Below are 16615 nucleotides of genomic sequence, written 5' to 3' on the forward strand. Positions count from 1 at the left end.
TCCTTTATAGGTGAAAATTTAAAAGCATATATTTGCTGAAAATCTAAAGAAAAATGCCTGATAAGGAGTTTATTGCAGTATCTTTAAAAAATGCTATAGAAAGTGGATCGGTTTGCTGGGAAGCCCCAAGTAATATAGCCTTGGTGAAATATTGGGGGAAAAAGGAAAATCAAATTCCGGCCAATCCCTCGTTAAGTTTTACCCTTAAAAACTGCAAAACCACCACCACATTAAACTATGTTAAAGTTTCTGAGAATGCTACTCTTTCCGAAGAAATTGAGTTCGATGTGATCTTTGAAGGTGTTAAGAAAGAGAGTTTTAAACCCAAAATAGCTACTTTTTTTAAACGAATTTTACCCTTTTGTTCTTATTTAAAAGCGTTTAGGTTTGAAGTGGTCTCAGAAAATTCATTTCCGCATAGTAGTGGAATTGCTTCTTCGGCCAGCGGCATGAGTGCATTGGCACTTTGTGTAATGAGTTTAGAAAAAAGCCTGTTTCCTAAAATAGAAGACGATTTTTTCTATAAAAAGGCATCTTTTTTGGCAAGATTAGGTAGCGGTAGCGCTTGTAGAAGTATAAAAGGTGATCTTGTAGTGTGGGGAGAACATAAGGAAATCCCATTAAGTAGTGATGCCTATGGTATTCAGTATCCGTTTAAAATTGCCGATGTTTTTAAGGATTTTCAGGATACTATATTGCTTGTCGACAAAGGCAAAAAACAAGTAAGCAGCACCGTGGGGCATAATTTAATGCATGGGCATCCTTTTGCAGCAGCCAGGTTTCAACAGGCGCACGATCATTTAAGTGCACTGATTCCTATTTTTAAAAATGGAGATTTAGCAGCGTTTATTAAAATTGTGGAACGTGAAGCACTTACGCTGCACGCCATGATGATGAGCAGTGATCCTTATTTTTTATTGGTGAAACCCAATACTTTGGCGATTATCCATAAAATTTGGGAGAAACGTGAAGAAAGCAATATTCCGGTTTGTTTCACTTTAGACGCCGGTGCAAACGTACATATGTTATATCCTTCTAAAAATAAAGAAGAGATTTTGGAATTTGTTAAGAACGAGTTAGTTGTCTATTGTGAAAATGGACACTATATTTGTGACGAAATTGGAGAAGGATCAAAAAAGTTGTAAATTTACGTATATGGCTATGATTCAGGTTTTCAATTTCTGAATGCTAAAAGGCTAATGTATATGAAGGGACCTTTATTTTATTCTAAAATTTTATTGTTTGGGGAGTACGGAATTATAAAAGATTCCAAAGGATTATCCATCCCTTACAATTTTTACAACGGTGCTTTAAAGGTTTCAGAAGAGCCTACAGCAAAGGCAAAAGAGTCTAACGAGCACTTAAGACGTTTTGCAAATTACCTGAACACACTTCAAAAAGAACATCCAGAACTGGTACAGTTTGATATTGCGACGTTAGAAGCTGATATTGAAAAAGGGATGTATTTTGATTCCAGTATTCCGCAGGGATACGGGGTAGGAAGTAGTGGGGCGCTTGTTGCCGCGATTTACGATAAATACGCTACCGATAAAATTACGGTGTTGGAAAATCTTACCAGGGATAAATTATTAAAGCTGAAGAAGATTTTTGGTAAAATGGAAAGCTTTTTTCATGGAGAATCTTCTGGTCTGGATCCTTTAAACAGCTATCTAAGCATTCCTATTTTAATTAATTCTAAAGATAATATCGAGCCGGCCGGAATCCCTTCACAAACCGAGAATGGAACCGGAGCGGTATTTCTATTAGATAGTGGTTCTACCGGCGAAACGGCGCCCATGGTTTCCATTTTTATGGAAAATATGAAACAAGAGCCATTTAGAAAGATGCTTAAAAATCAGTTTGTAAAACATACCGATGCCTGTGTAGAAGATTTTCTAAAAGGTGATGTGAAGTCGCTTTTTAAAAACGTAAAAAGTCTTTCTCATGTAGTTTTAGATAACTTTAAACCTATGATTCCGGCTAAATTCCACAAGCTTTGGAAAAATGGTATTGAGACCAACGATTATTACCTAAAACTTTGTGGTTCTGGTGGTGGTGGCTATATTCTTGGATTTACCGAGGATATTGAAAAAGCCAAAAAATCACTAAAGGATTACAATCTAGAGGTGGTATATACCTTCTAAGTTTACCTGAAAAAGTATAGCCTATGGCTTCGCTAATGAATAAGCGTTTTTTGCTTAAGATGCTAAGCCTCTTTTCTGTGGTACGCGGTTATAATATTTTGATGATCGTTATTGCCCAGTATCTGGCTTCAGCATTTATACTTGCCCCTAAGCTTCCTTTGCGCGAGGTTTTTTTCGATGATAATCTTTTTTTTCTCATTTTAAGTACGGCAACGGTCATCGCTTCAGGATATATTATCAATAATTTTTATGATAGTGAGAAAGACCTTATAAATCGACCCAAGAAAACGATGCTGGACAGGATCGTTGGGCAGCGCACCAAACTTTCGGTTTACTTTATCCTTAATATGTTTGCGGTGTTTTTTGCCAGTTATGTTTCGTTTAAAACCGTTGTATTTTTTTCCTTATATATTTTTGCTATTTGGTTTTATTCCCACCGCTTAAAGAAAATTCTGTTTGTAGGGAACCTTGTAGCTTCGATCATTGCCATCGTTCCATTTTTTGCGGTTTTTGTGTACTACCGTAATACCGAAACGGTGATTTTTATTCATGCGGCATTTTTATTTTTGATGATTGCCATGAGGGAGCTGGTAAAAGATCTTGAAAACCTAAAGGGAGATCTGGCATTAAATTATCATACTATTCCGGTTGTTTACGGTGAAAAATGGAGTAAGTTATTTTTAGGGATTTTATTCTTAATTTCTATCATTCCTACCTTACTACTTACCCAAAAGTTTGATGTGGGATATATGCATTATTATTTTTATGCCACCTTTTTTCTGTTGGCCTTATTTATGCTGATCCTTTACTTTAGCAAAACAAAGTGGCAATACCTGATACTTCACAATATCCTGAAATTTATTATTGTAGCCGGGGTTTTTAGTATCTTACTTATTGATCCTGATACGCTTTTAAACAGAGTGTTCTAAAAGCAAATTCCTAGATTATAGTAAGTTGACTTTAAAATAAATCAAAATCTTTTAATAATCATTTTTTAACATCGATACGAACCAGTATCTTTGCAAAAAATTAGCGATATGAGCAGAAGTGATAATTCTTCAGGGAAAAAATTTAGTGGAAGACAGGGCGGTAGCAGTCGTAAGAAATCGTATGCTCGTGGTAATGCACCCATAAAACGTAAAAATACGGCTTTAGAAAAGCGTGAAGATGGGATGCGTTTAAATAAATATATTGCTAATGCCGGTATTTGCTCACGTAGAGATGCCGATATTTATATCGCTTCAGGCAATGTTTCGGTAAACGGTGAAGTTGTAACTGAGATGGGATATAAAGTACAACTAACCGATCAGGTGAAATTTGATGGCCGTAGCATTACTCCAGATAAGCCAGAATATTTTGTACTGAATAAATCTAAAGGTGTTTTTGTAACCGGGAGTGTGCATAAAGGCGGACTAACTGTAATGGATATTATGGCGAAAGCCTCTAAAGCTAAATTAGATCCTATCGGGAAGTTAGATACCCAAACCACCGGTTTGTTGGTGTTTACCAACGATGGTGCTTTAGCCAAGAAACTTGCCAACCCAAAAAACGGAATTCGCCAGATTTATCATATAAAATTAGATCATGCGCTATCGCAGGAGGATCTTGAAAAAATTAGGGAAGGCGTTTATATTGAAAGTAAAAAGATTAATGTAACAGATGTAAGTTACGTTAAAGATCGGCCTAAGAGTGAGGTAGGAATGGAACTTACCAGCACTAAACCTCATATTGTACAAAAAATATTTAAAAGTTTAGGTTACGAAATACTAAATCTGGATCGTGTGGTTTATGGAGGGTTAACCAAGAAAGACCTACCACGAGGAAGGTTTAGAACACTTACCAAACAAGAGGTGATTAACCTTGGAAATTTGTAGTTGATTTTTTTAATTTTTCAATTACTTTTTTATTTACATTTACCACCTGTTTCGTGACGGGTGGTAACAACTATGATTAAAAAAAGCATCCGGCGACAAAAGTTTTTAATTAATAGCTTTATTTTTTAGTGTTTTTAGATTGAAAAACATTTTTTTCTTCAGGTATCTGTCAACTCAGTCAGTTGTTAGGTTTAGAGGCAATTCTAAATCTCAGTTTTTGCGAGTCATAAATTTTCTTAACAATATTTTATCAATCTGAATTTTCAGACTGTGATATTAATAACTAATTTTTAATTTTTAACCAATCTACTTTTATAAAATTGAATACCAAGTACAGGGATTTAATCGATCAGACTTACTACTTTCCTCAGGAAGAATTTAAATTAGAGGGTAGTGAGCTTCAATTTCATGATATTGATTTAATGGAGCTGGTAAAACAATACGGCGCACCATTAAAATTCACGTATCTGCCAAAAATTTCAGACAACATCAATCGTGCAAAAGGCTGGTTTAAAACCGCCATGAAAAACCTTGGTTATAAGGGAACTTATAATTATTGTTATTGTACAAAGAGTTCGCACTTTCAGTATGTGATGAACGAAGCACTTAAAAATGATATTCATATTGAAACCTCTTCGGCTTTCGATATTAATATTATTGAAAAATTAAAGGCTTCCGGAAAACTGAAAGACGATGCTTATGTGATTTGTAATGGTTTTAAACGCGATCAATATGTGGCCAATATTGGGCGATTAATTAATAACGGACATAAAAACTGTATTCCGATTATTGATAATTATGAAGAGTTAAGCCTGTTGGAAGACCGCATAAATGACGATTTTGAAGTAGGAATTAGAATAGCTTCTGAAGAAGAACCAAAATTTGAATTCTACACCTCCAGATTAGGGATTGGCTACAAAAATATTGTTCCGTTTTACAACCAATCGATAAAAGATAATGACAAAGTGAGCCTAAAAATGCTTCACTTTTTTATCAATACCGGGATTCGGGATACTGCTTATTACTGGAACGAGCTTAACAAATGTCTTAAGGTGTATATTAACCTGAAGCGAATTTGCCCCACACTGGATAGCTTAAATATTGGTGGAGGTTTTCCTATAAAAAATTCCCTGGCCTTTGATTATGATTACCAGTATATGGTAGAGGAAATCATTAATCAGATTCAACTTGCCTGCAAAGAAGCAGATGTAGAAGTGCCAAACCTTTTTACTGAATTCGGAAGCTTTACCGTAGGGGAAAGTGGTGGTGCGATTTATGAAATCTTATACCAAAAGCAGCAAAACGACCGTGAAAAGTGGAATATGATAAATTCCTCTTTTATAACGACATTGCCAGATACCTGGGCGATTAGCAAAAAGTTTGTGATGCTTGCCATTAACCGTTGGAATGATGAGTACGAGCGTGTACTTTTAGGAGGATTAACCTGTGATAGTGACGATTATTATAACAGTGAGCAAAACACCAATGCAATTTATCTCCCAAAATTTAAAAAAGATAAACCACTCTACATAGGATTTTTTAATACAGGAGCATATCAGCAAACCATTGGAGGTTTTGGCGGACTTCAGCACTGTTTAATTCCGCAACCAAAACATTTGCTTATCGATAAAGATGAAAATGGTAAGATTTTTACCAAATTATTTAGTGAGCAGCAAAAAGCCGAGGATATGTTAGATATTTTAGGCTATGACTAAATATGAGAACTAAAATTTATATCTTTAAAACAATCAACTATTTCTTATTAAACCAATTAGATTAAAATGAGTAAAAAGAATTATGCCGGTATACCCGATAAATATGCCAGGATAGATGAGGCGAAGGTGGTATTAATTCCTGTTCCTTATGATGGTACCAGTACCTGGCAAAAAGGCGCAGATAAAGGGCCAGATGCTTTTTTGGAAGCTTCAGAAAATATGGAAGTATACGATATAGAAACCAGATCTGAGGTGTATAAAAAAGGAGTGTATTTAGCACCACCCGTTACAGAAAATTCTTCACCAGAGAAAATGGTAGAGGCCGTTTATAAAACTACCAAAAATTACATTGCTCAGGAAAAGTTTGTAACGCTTTTTGGAGGAGAACACAGTATTTCTATTGGGAGTATTAGGGCTTTTAATGAAAGTTTTGAAGATCTTACCGTAGTTCAATTAGATGCCCATGCCGATTTAAGACCAGAGTACGAAGGTTCTAAATGCAATCATGCCTGTGCAATGCATGAAGCTAGTAAAAAGACCAACCTTATTCAGGTAGGAATTCGCTCTATGGATATTTCAGAGACCGAGTACATGGACGAAAATCAGGTGTATTTTGGTCACGACCTATACGAAGACTGGATGGACGATGCTATTGGTCAAATGACGCCAAACGTATTTATCACTATAGATCTTGATGCTTTTGATCCCTCGATCTTACCATCTACAGGAACACCAGAGCCGGGAGGTTTATTCTGGTACGAAACCTTAGAGTTTTTAAAATTAATGTTTAAGAAAAAGAATGTAGTTGGCTTTGATATTGTAGAGCTTTGCCCAAATGAAAACGAGAAATCTTCAGATTTTCTGGCGGCAAAATTATACTACAAAATGCTAAGCTATAAGTTCAAATATCAAAATTATAACGAAGAAGACGAAGATGAATAAAGGAGCGATTTCGCAATTCATAGAAAAATACTATTTACACTTTAATGCGGCAGCCCTTGTTGACGCGGCAAAAGATTACGAAAAGCAATTAGAAGGCGGTAGTAAAATGCTGGTTTCCCTGGCGGGAGCCATGAGTACAGCCGAGCTTGGTAAAATTTTTGCTGAAATGATTAGGCAGGATAAAGTACAGATCGTTTCCTGTACCGGTGCTAACCTGGAAGAAGATGTAATGAACCTTGTGGCACATTCACATTATAAGCGTGTACCACATTATCGCGATCTTACCCCAAAAGAAGAATGGGAACTTTTAGAGGGAGGCTTAAACCGTGTTACCGATACCTGTATTCCAGAGGAAGAAGCTTTTAGAAGAATTCAGGAACATATTTTTAAAATCTGGAAAGAAGCAGATGATCAAGGTGAACGTTACCTTCCGCATGAATTTTTGTATAAATTATTATTAAGCGGAGTGCTAGAAGAATATTACGAGATCGATCTTAAAGATTCCTGGATGTATGCTGCGGCAGAGAAAAACCTGCCCATCGTAGTGCCAGGGTGGGAAGATAGTACACTGGGGAATATTTTTGCGTCTTATGTGATTAAGGGCGAATTAAAAGCCAGTACCATGAAATCTGGTATTGAGTATATGACCTTTTTAGCCGACTGGTATACCGAGAATTCTAAAAACGGAATTGGTTTCTTCCAAATTGGGGGTGGTATTGCAGGAGATTTTCCTATTTGTGTGGTGCCTATGTTGTATCAGGATTTAGAAAGAACAGATACGCCATTTTGGAGCTATTTCTGTCAGATCTCAGATTCTACCACAAGTTATGGTTCCTACTCTGGTGCCGTGCCTAACGAGAAAATTACCTGGGGTAAATTAGATATCGATACGCCAAAACACATTATAGAAAGTGACGCAACAATTGTAGCACCGCTAATCTTTGCTTACCTTTTAGACATGTAAATTGTTTATCGATTTTAGGTAAAGTATTAACAAACTTTTACAAGATAAAAAAGCTGTCCTTTAGCCTAATTTGGCTTATTTTGGACAGCTTTTCTTTTTTTAATTCTGCGGAGGATGAATATGTGGATCGTTTATGGAATTGGTTTTTTAGCGCAGTTATGCTTTTCTGCACGCCTCATTAATCAATGGATACTCTCAGAGAAAAAAAATAAAGTTCAAACGCCTACGCTTTTTTGGCAACTTAGTTTGCTTGGTGCCATACTCTTTTTTGTATATGGTTATTTGCGAAAAGACTTATCTATTATGATCGGTCAGGCGCTTATTTACTATATCTATTTTAGAAATTTACAACTTCAAAATCAGTGGAAACCCTCTAATATTTTCTTTAAAGCTGCCGTTATTTTATCGCCAATCGTTATAGCGGGGTATCTTATATTTTTTAGCCGTTTAGACTGGTCGCAATTATTAACCGGAGATAATATTGCAATATGGTTGGTGGTTTTAGGAACTTTAGGGCAAATAATTTATACGGGACGATTTGTGTATCAATGGATTTATTCTGAAAGGCACGATAAAAGTAGTTTGCCATGGGGATTTTGGGTGATGAGTTTAACAGGTTCTGTCATCATTTTTACCTATGCCTGCTTTAGGACCGATCCGGTTTTGTTATCGGCCCATTTTTTTGGAGGTATCGTATATATCCGTAATCTTTTTATAATTCATAGGTCACGAAAAAAGGCTAAAGCTTAATTTCTTCGGAAAGAAAACCTCTATAACTGCAAAGCCAATCACCACAATATATTCTAGAGTGACAAGCCATAAATTCTCCTGAAATTCTACATTTCCGTAAGCATAATAACTCAAAATAGCTACAAAAGACCAAACGATAGGGAATCGATAGTTGGTGAATACGGAGAGTAATAATAGAGTTGCAATATACCATGGATGCACGGTAGTAGAAAACAAAAAGTAAAAGAAAAGCGCAAAAACGCACCCCGAAATTAGCGATTTTAAGCTACTCTTTTTTCTAAAAAGGCTTATCACAAGGATAATAATAAAAGTGATTACAGGAAGGATGCTACCGGCATCGGCAATGATGTTATACCCTTTAATTTGAAAGCCAATCCACCTTACGATGTAATAAATACTAGCGTTGAATTCGAATTTCTGAAACCAAAGTCCTACACTTTCAGAAAAATTAGTCAGAAATGCTGAATTATAGAAGGGTAGAAAGCTTAAAATAACTGTGATTAATACGATAGCGTAAAAGCTTAAAAGCTTTACCCATTTTATGGATTTTAAGTCGGATATGTTTGCTGAAATTTGATTGGTAAAACTTCGATTTTCGATAATTTCTGAAGTATTTTTTTTAATGCTGAAAAACTTTAGGAAAAGTGGTAGGAACATCAATGGCAGCAATTTTACCGAAACCGATATTCCTAAAACGATAGCTGAAATGATCCATTTTCGTTTCCATAACAAGTAAAAACTTAGCAGAATAAAAAAGCCCATCACACTTTCAAAATGTAGGTTTCCGGTGCATTCAATGATCACAAAAGGATTCAGTAAAAACCAGAAAATATAATATTGCGGTAAATTGAGATGTTTTAAAAGTTTTCTTCCGAAGAAAAGAATTCCGATTTCCGCTAAAAGAATAAAAACCCGAAAAATAATCACCGAAAAAAGAATACTGTTTTTTGAAATTAGTCCTGCAACAGCAAAGATCAACTGATTTATGGGCGGATAATTCGTATAATTTGAAGCACTTAAAGCACCCATACCTTTTACCAGTTCCTGAGCCTGAGAAATGCTGCCAAAATGAGCCGATTCCATTAAAAGATTGGGCGTGGATAAATAGGGATTAATCCCATCAGCGAGTAATCGACCATCCCAAATAAACCGGTAAAAATCCTGCGAGAGATTGGGTAGTGCTAGGATAAAAATTAACCTAAAAATCAATGCTGCACCTGCCAATAGCCAAAATCGTGTTTTTAAAAGCTGAATAAGTTTAAAGCTCAGAAAAAACAATCCGGCATAAAGCGTTATTAGTTTCGGAAAATCCGTTCGGTCAAGATCGTAAGCAAAGCTCCAGTAAAAAGCAGCCGCCGTTAAACATAAAAGCAACGGAATTTTATAGAATTTCAGGAATTGTAGCAATTTTACTAGAAGTTAGAATTACGAAATACGAATGTAGTTAAAAATATGTTTTAAGAATGAGAACGTTTCGCTACTACATTCTGGAACAGAAACAAGAAACAGGAAAAAAGAACCAAAAAAGTCCATCCTCTCAACACCACCTCGCCGTCCATTTGAAGAAGAGAGCTTTATTAAGGAATGATCTCGTTATGAAAACTACCTGAATTCATCTGGGGGTCTCTTTTAAGTTTTGAATAAAACATGTTCTTTAAGTATTACTACTACACAAAAAATAATAGTTTTGTATTTCCCGAAACTCTACGACTAAGATTGATACTGTAAGAATTACTGTTTATATAGTAAACCCTTTTAAGGCTATATTTATAATAGTTCGTTAATAGTAACAATAAAATTTAACCTATTTTGAATTTAAGAAATCACCTGTCAATTTTCGTAATTATCCTCGTCTCACTTTTTATTTTCTCCTGTAACGATGATGATCCTGAAAATTGCTGTAATGTAGATATAGGATTTGAGTTAGAAATTTTAGATGCTGATAATAATGATTTATTAGATCCGGATTTTTCAGATAGCTATGATCATTCAGAAATTAGCTATTATAAACTTGATGAGAATGATAAGAAAATCGAACTTATTTTAGAAAATCAGTTTATTAATCCGCCTTCAAACGAATCTGGCAGATATTTTTTATACATCGCAGGACTTGGTACCAGGCAGTCTGACGGGAGTTATATTTCTTATCTAAAATTATCGAATACCGTGACCGACACGATAAAAATAATAACTAATGAAAATGATAATAACCTGCTAAATGAAAAAATCTGGTATAATGGTGATTTAATATGGGAAACATCTGATCCTCGCTTAATTACTATTTCTAAATAGCTTGTAAAACTCAAAATAAGAAGTATGAGGCTGTCTAAAAACTCAATTTTAGTCAACCTGTTCCGATAGCTATCGGAATTGTTTTAGGTTCTCATAAAGATTTTTAAATCAATGAGATGAGATTCTGAAACAAGTTCAGAATGACGTTTTTGGATGTTTTTAGACAGCCTCTATTTATTTAAGATTAAACAATAGACTCAAATTTTCTCGTCTATTATTTTAAATTTGGAAGAGATTTCTCCATTCCGCTGCGTTCCAGCCGATATTTTGTTACCAATAGAAGCTTGCGTCATCTCGACCCTGCCTCGCCGGCAGGCAGGCAGGCAGAGCGGAGAGATCTCTTTTTGGAAATTTTGTTTTGGATAAGATTTCTCCATTCCGCTGCGCTCCAGTCGAAATGACGAATTTATTTTATTCTTAAAATAAAGATTCTGTTGTCCTCAACCCTACCTTGCCGGTAGGCAGGCGAAACGTAGAGGTCCTACTATAAGACGGTGTCATTCCAATCATTTGTCTCTTATCTCTCGTCTCAATTCTAACTACTAAAAGCGAAGCGGTCTAAAATCTAACTTTTTGAAAAAATACTCTTAAAAGCCACAAAACCAAATCCGCCAAAAAGCATAAGGTGGAAAACAATTAATCCGAAATCATTTAGCACAAAAGCGCTATACAACGCAAAGGCAAAATAGAGGCAAAGTAAAGCTTCGATAAGAATGTTTGCTGAAAATTTATCGGAGAGGTATTTATTCCCTTTCCAGGAATCTTTAAGCGTATTCACGTTGAATTTTGGAGTACGAATAAACTCTGATTTTTTACCAAAATGACCTTCTAAAACCGCCAGTGAATTATGTACAGAAAATCCCATTGCCACCGCAAAAAAGGTGATAAACATCCCGATAAAACTAAAAAAAGATTTGACGCTTTTTCCGTAGATTTTGGTGTAGGGTACATAATAACAGAAAAAGAAAATGATCGTGCTAATGCCGAAACCGGCAAGCACATTAAAATACCAGCTAAACGCAGGATTATTATTTTTAATATAGAGTACGGGAACGCTTAAAACCGCAAGTAGTAAAACGATTAAAAACATGCTTGAATTTAGCAAATGAAAAAATCCGTGAAACTTTGTACCAAAAGAAACACTGGGATCTTTAACCAATCTTAGATAATTTTTCCTGAAATTTTCAGCAGCGCCTTTGTTCCATCGGAATTGCTGTGAGCGTGCCGCACTGATCACTACCGGAAGTTCAGCCGGAGTTTCAACATCTTCCAGGTATTTGAATTTCCATTTTTTAAGCTGTGCGCGATAACTTAGATCTAAATCTTCGGTAAGTGTGTCACCGCTCCAATTCCCGGCATCTAGGATACATTCCTTGCGCCAGATTCCAGCTGTTCCATTAAAATTGATAAAATGCCGACCAAAATTTCTGCCGGTTTGTTCTAGTATGAAATGAAAATCTAAAGCAAAAGCCTGGATTTTTGTAAGTAGCGAATAATCCCGATTTAGATGGGCCCAGCGAGTTTGCACCACGCCAATTTCATGATCCTTAAAATAAGGAACCGTGTTTTTAAGCCAATCTGGATTCGGCATAAAATCGGAATCAAAAATCGCGATAAACTCACCTTTTGCGATTTTTAATCCTTCTTTTAGCGCCCCGGCTTTAAATCCGCTTCGCTTTTTACGTTGTATATGCTGAATATCAATTCCGTTTTCCCGAATTTCAGAAATAATTTCAGTGGTTTTTAAAACCGATTCGTCGGTAGAATCATCGAGCACCTGGATTTCAAGTTTGTCTTTCGGATAATCCATCTTAGCGATATTCCGCAGTAATCTTTCCACTACATACATTTCGTTGTAAAGCGGCAACTGGATGGTCACTTTAGGGATTTCAGCAGGATTATTTAGATCGAATTTTTCAGCAGTATCGACACTTTTCTTCGCTTTTAAGTAGTTCAGCAATAATTGTAATTCTGAAATACTGTAAAAGAAGATCACCAGCAAAGCCAGTGTATATATTATGATAACCGCTAAATCCAATCTATTTTTTAATCTATTTAAAGCTATATTTAAAAATCCAGCCCAAAATCTTTACGCCTGCAAAGATAGCGCCTTTTAGCGTTCCAGAAACTTTAGAGATGCCAATCCTGTTTTTGTAATGCACCGGCACTTCTACATACATAAAATCATGCTTTATGGCTTTAAGTTGCATTTCTACCGTCCAGCCATAGGTTTTATCTTCCATATTTAGCTGAAGCAGTTTCTCGTATTTTATCGCTCTAAAAGGACCAAGATCGGTAAATTTTGCGCCGAAAAATAAGTGCATTAAAGTGGTGGCTAGCCAGTTTCCGAAGATCTGCGGAAGCGTCATCGAGCCCTCTTCCCGCCATTTTTTTACCCGTGAACCAATTACCATATCAATATTTTTTTGCTGAATTGGCGCAATAATTTTGGTTAATTCTGAAGGATAATCGCTGTAATCGCCATCCAGAAATACAATGATTTCAGGTTTTTGAGATTGTTTGGCGATATGGTCCATTCCTTTTAAACAGGCGTAACCATAACCTTTTCGGTTTTCCTGAAGAACGGTCGCACCGGCAGCTGAAGCATTTTTCTCGGTATCATCAGTCGAATTGTTACTTACCACAATTACTTCATCGACGATATTGGGGATTTCAGCAATAACTTTTGCAATCGAATCTGCTTCGTTATACGCAGGGATAATAACTTTTATGATGGAGTTTTTCTTCAAGTCTTTTGGGTATAAACAGTATTTCCAGATCTTGCTTTAGACCTCACAGGTTTCTAAAACCTGTGAGGTCTAGGCTGTCGTCTATTCAAAAATCGCAACGGCTCTAACGGTAGAACCGGTGCCACCGCGAATTTTCAAAGGTAGGGCGATAAATCTGAAACGCCCACGTCCCACCAGTTTATCCAGGTTGATCATATTTTCGTAATGCGTAAAAGATAACTCGCCACAAATATGATGAACCTCTTTGTTGGAAATTCCAGGTACGCCGGGCGACATGGTTTCTACACCAAAAGCTGCGATTTCCTGTTCGCCAAGCCAGCGAGCAGCTTCTGCTGAAATTCCCGGGCCATTTGGCCAATTTTCAGTATTAAAATGTTTTTGATAATGATTGGTGCAAAGCAATAAGGTGTCGCCTTTCTTTAGGTCGAGATTCGATAATTTTAGCTGCTTTTTTATTTCTTCTGAAGTAATGATCTCTTTTAATCCTTTTGCTGAAAAGTCCAGACAAATCCCTTCAGTATAAGAAGTAGACAAAGGCATGGTGTCGATCGATTTTCCTTTATCTTCTTTACGCATATGGTTTAGTGCGTCGACATGCGTGCCGGTGTGTTCACTCATTTTAAGCGAATAAACACTGGGAGTTGGGTTTTCAGGATTTTTGATGCCTTCCCATTCTTCGTGCGATGCATGCATTTTTATGCTTACCTGTGGCAAAACTTTGTAAACCGGCATGGCATCGTAAATCTCCTGACTAAGATCGATGATTTCCATTAGTTGCTTTTCTGATTTAGAAGATCCAGTAGATCTACGTCGTTCCCAAGTAAAACCTCATTTTCGTTGATTCTGCCTTCCGTTTTTCCGTTTTCTAATTTTAAAACTCCACGAGGGCAAACCGCTGAACAGATTCCGCAGCCCACACAACTGGAGCGAACAATATTTTGTCCTTTTTGAGCATAAGCTCTAACATCGATTCCCATTTCGCAGTACGCCGAGCAATTTCCGCAGCTAATGCATTGTCCTCCATTAGTAGTAATTCTAAATTTTGAAAATAACTTTTGCTGCATTCCAAGAATTGCCGCCATAGGGCAACCGTAACGACACCACACGCGACTTCCAAAAATCGGGTAAAAACCAACACCAATTACTCCAGAGAACGCCGCGCCAATTAAAAAGCCGTACCATTCGCGGAGTTTATATGCCGGGAAGAAAAAGATATTCCAGTTTCCACTGAAATAATTAATCCCAATAATCGCTAATATCACCACTAAATAACCTATGGCTCCGTACTTTGCATCTTTTTGTAATTGATCTCTTTTAAAAATCATGATGAGCGAAAAAAATAGCGTAAGGAAACCGGCACTTCCCCAAAGAAAAATATCTTTAGTTAGCCAAAATCGATCGGCATTTTCACCAAGATACGAATAGACTACCGCGATGGTCATCACGGTAACAAAAACTAATACACTATGAATTACCCAGCGTTCGATCTTCCAGGCTTTTTGAGATTTATCAGAAAGTTGTCTAAAAGGATCACCGGCAGTTTCGGCGAGACCGCCACAACCACAAACCCAGCTACAATACCAGCGTTTTCCGTATTTGTAGGTGAGAATAGGGGTGATCACGAAGATCGAAACAATACCAAAAATAAGCATGGCAACACCTAAATTTCCGGCAGATAAAAATGAATCTAAGCGATATCCCGCAAAAAGATCATAATTCAGCGGCCAGATCGTTGTCGGTGCAAAATAAGGTTGGTTAAGTCGCGCAAGAATTTCAGGAATTAAAAACGCAAAACCTAACTGAAAAAACATCACCGAACAGGTTCTAATGATCTCGTAGCGATTATGGCGATATTTCAGGATAAATTTGAACCCGAATATCCAGATCGCAACCGTGTATAACGTTCCGTAAACGAACCATTGGCTGGCCGGGCCACCATTTATAAATTTGCTCAGGGGATCGAACAAGGCAATGATTCCGCTATTTGTACCTTCGCTATGTAATCCCAAATAATGCGGAAACCAATACAACACCATGTAAAAAAGCGTAAGTCCAATCCCAAGAATCCAGGCCCAAAATCCTTTACCGCTTAGGGATTTAAACCAAACGCCGTCGTTTTTAATTCCTGCATGTTTTTCCCAATAGGCATCTACAGAGAAAATAACCGTTCCCAGAGTGATCATTCCTAAAGATAAAGTCAGAAATAAGCTTTTATTCGGGAAATTGAAATTTGCGATCGCAAGAACCAAAATCAATAAACCTGTAAGGCCAATGGCACTTGCTATTTTTTGAGTCGTAGAAATGCTTTTTGGAGCATCCCCAGTGATAGACATATTATGTTCGATGTTGTTCATTTTATATTATTTAGACCTCACAGGTTTTTAAAACCTGTGAGGTCTTGAGTTTTATTCTAAATATAATTCACTCTTTTTCTCAAAGATTTCCTGCTGTCGTTTGTAATGCATAAACCTGAAATTGGATATATCATCAAAAAGTTCTAGAACATCATCTCTTTTTAAAAGAGTTTTTGCTGTAGACATCATTGCAATAAACGAGGAGTATTTATAATTTTCAAAATTTGTGGTAAATCCATGATGTGATGGATTTAGATGAATATATAAAATTAGTTGTTTTAGGTATTCGTCATTTTTTATTTGAATTCTTGAAAACCTATCTTGAAAGAGACTTCCATTTCTATCGTAGGCTTTATTTATAGCTTTAGCATAGGCATTAAATAAATTTGAAAAGCTTTTAGAAAGAATCTTATTTTCAAAGTTTAGAGTTTTAATTAATAAATGAAAATGATTTTTTAATAAGCAGTATGCATGAATTTCTGCGATTGGTAAAATATATTTTTGAATCAATGAAAGAAAAAATGTGTAATTTCTATCTTCAATAAAAATGTTTTCACCATTGTTACCCCTATTGTAAATATGGTAGAATTTATTGGCTTGTAATGGCTCATATTTCATTTTTATCGGTGTTTTTTTAAACCTCACAGGTTTCTTAAACCTGTGAGGTTTGGTTTGCCGTATAGTCTTAATATTGCTTTTTTAAACCTGATTTTGATTATCCGCAATTAGTCATAACCTGTAATTCCTGCTATAACGAGCCTATCGAAGAGTTTTTCTCCGAAATATCTTCTGTTGAGTTTGTAGATAAATTCATTCAGGTATAACTGTAG

The 16615-nt window shown here is 36.2% G+C and carries 15 protein-coding genes and 1 pseudogene; 9 read left to right on the plus strand and 7 right to left on the minus strand.

Annotated features, from left to right (window positions below; translation table 11 throughout):
• The first annotated feature begins 53 nt into the window (after window positions 1-53).
• The 8 genes from L1967_RS17295 to L1967_RS17330 all read left to right on the plus strand — a co-directional run bounded on the left by L1967_RS17295 (window position 54) and on the right by L1967_RS17330 (window position 8389).
• Complete coding sequence (locus L1967_RS17295; protein WP_249602759.1) at window positions 54-1145, plus strand: diphosphomevalonate decarboxylase; 1092 nt, start codon at window positions 54-56, stop codon at window positions 1143-1145.
• 60 nt (window positions 1146-1205) lie between these two features.
• A complete protein-coding gene (locus L1967_RS17300; RefSeq protein WP_249602760.1) occupies window positions 1206-2144 on the plus strand; it encodes a mevalonate kinase family protein in 939 nt (312 codons plus the stop codon).
• Between the two features lie 23 nt (window positions 2145-2167).
• A complete protein-coding gene (locus L1967_RS17305) occupies window positions 2168-3073 on the plus strand; it encodes a geranylgeranylglycerol-phosphate geranylgeranyltransferase (protein ID WP_249602761.1) in 906 nt (301 codons plus the stop codon).
• Window positions 3074-3181: 108 nt separating this feature from the next.
• On the plus strand, window positions 3182-4018 hold the full coding sequence (locus tag L1967_RS17310) for a pseudouridine synthase (RefSeq protein ID WP_249602762.1): 837 nt from the start codon (window positions 3182-3184) through the stop codon (window positions 4016-4018).
• Between the two features lie 320 nt (window positions 4019-4338).
• Window positions 4339-5733 carry an arginine decarboxylase gene (locus tag L1967_RS17315; protein WP_249602763.1) on the plus strand — a complete coding sequence of 465 codons (1395 nt, stop codon included), beginning with the start codon at window positions 4339-4341 and terminating at the stop codon, window positions 5731-5733.
• A gap of 66 nt (window positions 5734-5799) precedes the next feature.
• Window positions 5800-6675, plus strand: a complete 876-nt coding sequence (gene speB / locus L1967_RS17320) for an agmatinase (protein ID WP_249602764.1) — start codon at window positions 5800-5802, stop codon at window positions 6673-6675.
• The gene (locus tag L1967_RS17325) at window positions 6668-7639 is read left to right on the plus strand and encodes a deoxyhypusine synthase family protein (protein WP_249602765.1); all 972 of its coding nucleotides are present in this window, start codon (window positions 6668-6670) and stop codon (window positions 7637-7639) included. The genes speB and L1967_RS17325 overlap by 8 nt, the downstream gene beginning before the upstream one ends.
• Before the next feature lie 114 nt (window positions 7640-7753).
• Window positions 7754-8389, plus strand: coding sequence for a lipid-A-disaccharide synthase N-terminal domain-containing protein (locus tag L1967_RS17330; RefSeq protein WP_249602766.1), 636 nt, complete (start codon window positions 7754-7756; stop codon window positions 8387-8389).
• On the opposite strand, the gene L1967_RS17335 is transcribed toward L1967_RS17330, so the two are convergent.
• A complete protein-coding gene (locus L1967_RS17335) occupies window positions 8366-9796 on the minus strand; it encodes an MptA/MptB family glycosyltransferase (RefSeq protein WP_249602767.1) in 1431 nt (476 codons plus the stop codon). The genes L1967_RS17330 and L1967_RS17335 overlap by 24 nt on opposite strands.
• 402 nt (window positions 9797-10198) lie before the next feature.
• On the opposite strand from L1967_RS17335, the gene L1967_RS17340 reads away from it, so the two are divergent.
• Window positions 10199-10681 (plus strand): hypothetical protein, encoded by a 483-nt coding sequence (locus L1967_RS17340; RefSeq protein WP_249602768.1) that lies wholly within the window; start codon window positions 10199-10201, stop codon window positions 10679-10681.
• A 565-nt stretch (window positions 10682-11246) separates the two neighbouring features.
• Here L1967_RS17340 and L1967_RS17345 read toward each other — a convergent pair.
• From L1967_RS17345 to L1967_RS17370, 6 genes and pseudogenes are all read right to left on the minus strand, one after another.
• Window positions 11247-12719, minus strand: a complete 1473-nt coding sequence (locus L1967_RS17345) for a cellulose synthase family protein (protein WP_249602769.1) — start codon at window positions 12717-12719, stop codon at window positions 11247-11249.
• A 13-nt stretch (window positions 12720-12732) separates the two neighbouring features.
• Window positions 12733-13431, minus strand: a complete 699-nt coding sequence (locus L1967_RS17350; RefSeq protein ID WP_249602770.1) for a glycosyltransferase family 2 protein — start codon at window positions 13429-13431, stop codon at window positions 12733-12735.
• Between the two features lie 81 nt (window positions 13432-13512).
• Window positions 13513-14202 carry a cyclase family protein gene (locus L1967_RS17355; protein ID WP_249602771.1) on the minus strand — a complete coding sequence of 230 codons (690 nt, stop codon included), beginning with the start codon at window positions 14200-14202 and terminating at the stop codon, window positions 13513-13515.
• Window positions 14202-15785: a 4Fe-4S binding protein gene (locus L1967_RS17360; RefSeq protein ID WP_249602772.1), complete on the minus strand. Its 1584-nt coding sequence runs from the start codon at window positions 15783-15785 to the stop codon at window positions 14202-14204. Before L1967_RS17360 ends, L1967_RS17355 begins: the two co-directional genes overlap by 1 nt.
• A gap of 51 nt (window positions 15786-15836) precedes the next feature.
• The gene (locus L1967_RS17365) at window positions 15837-16403 is read right to left on the minus strand and encodes a transposase (protein WP_249602773.1); all 567 of its coding nucleotides are present in this window, start codon (window positions 16401-16403) and stop codon (window positions 15837-15839) included.
• Window positions 16404-16510: 107 nt separating this feature from the next.
• Window positions 16511-16615 (minus strand): annotated as a pseudogene (locus L1967_RS17370) (IS1595 family transposase); the annotation flags it as partial.

It is taken from the genome of Zunongwangia pacifica (assembly GCF_023499215.1).
GTDB lineage: Bacteria > Bacteroidota > Bacteroidia > Flavobacteriales > Flavobacteriaceae > Zunongwangia > Zunongwangia pacifica.

Coding starts and splice junctions, on each gene's coding strand:
- L1967_RS17330 (WP_249602766.1), top strand. CDS start 7,754: ATGAATATGTGGATCGTTTATGGAATTGGTTTTTTAGCGCAGTTATGC.
- L1967_RS17355 (WP_249602771.1), bottom strand. CDS start 14,202: ATGGAAATCATCGATCTTAGTCAGGAGATTTACGATGCCATGCCGGTT.
- L1967_RS17300 (WP_249602760.1), top strand. CDS start 1,206: ATGAAGGGACCTTTATTTTATTCTAAAATTTTATTGTTTGGGGAGTAC.
- L1967_RS17310 (WP_249602762.1), top strand. CDS start 3,182: ATGAGCAGAAGTGATAATTCTTCAGGGAAAAAATTTAGTGGAAGACAG.
- L1967_RS17365 (WP_249602773.1), bottom strand. CDS start 16,403: ATGAAATATGAGCCATTACAAGCCAATAAATTCTACCATATTTACAAT.
- L1967_RS17325 (WP_249602765.1), top strand. CDS start 6,668: ATGAATAAAGGAGCGATTTCGCAATTCATAGAAAAATACTATTTACAC.
- L1967_RS17295 (WP_249602759.1), top strand. CDS start 54: ATGCCTGATAAGGAGTTTATTGCAGTATCTTTAAAAAATGCTATAGAA.
- speB (WP_249602764.1), top strand. CDS start 5,800: ATGAGTAAAAAGAATTATGCCGGTATACCCGATAAATATGCCAGGATA.
- L1967_RS17305 (WP_249602761.1), top strand. CDS start 2,168: ATGGCTTCGCTAATGAATAAGCGTTTTTTGCTTAAGATGCTAAGCCTC.
- L1967_RS17360 (WP_249602772.1), bottom strand. CDS start 15,785: ATGAACAACATCGAACATAATATGTCTATCACTGGGGATGCTCCAAAA.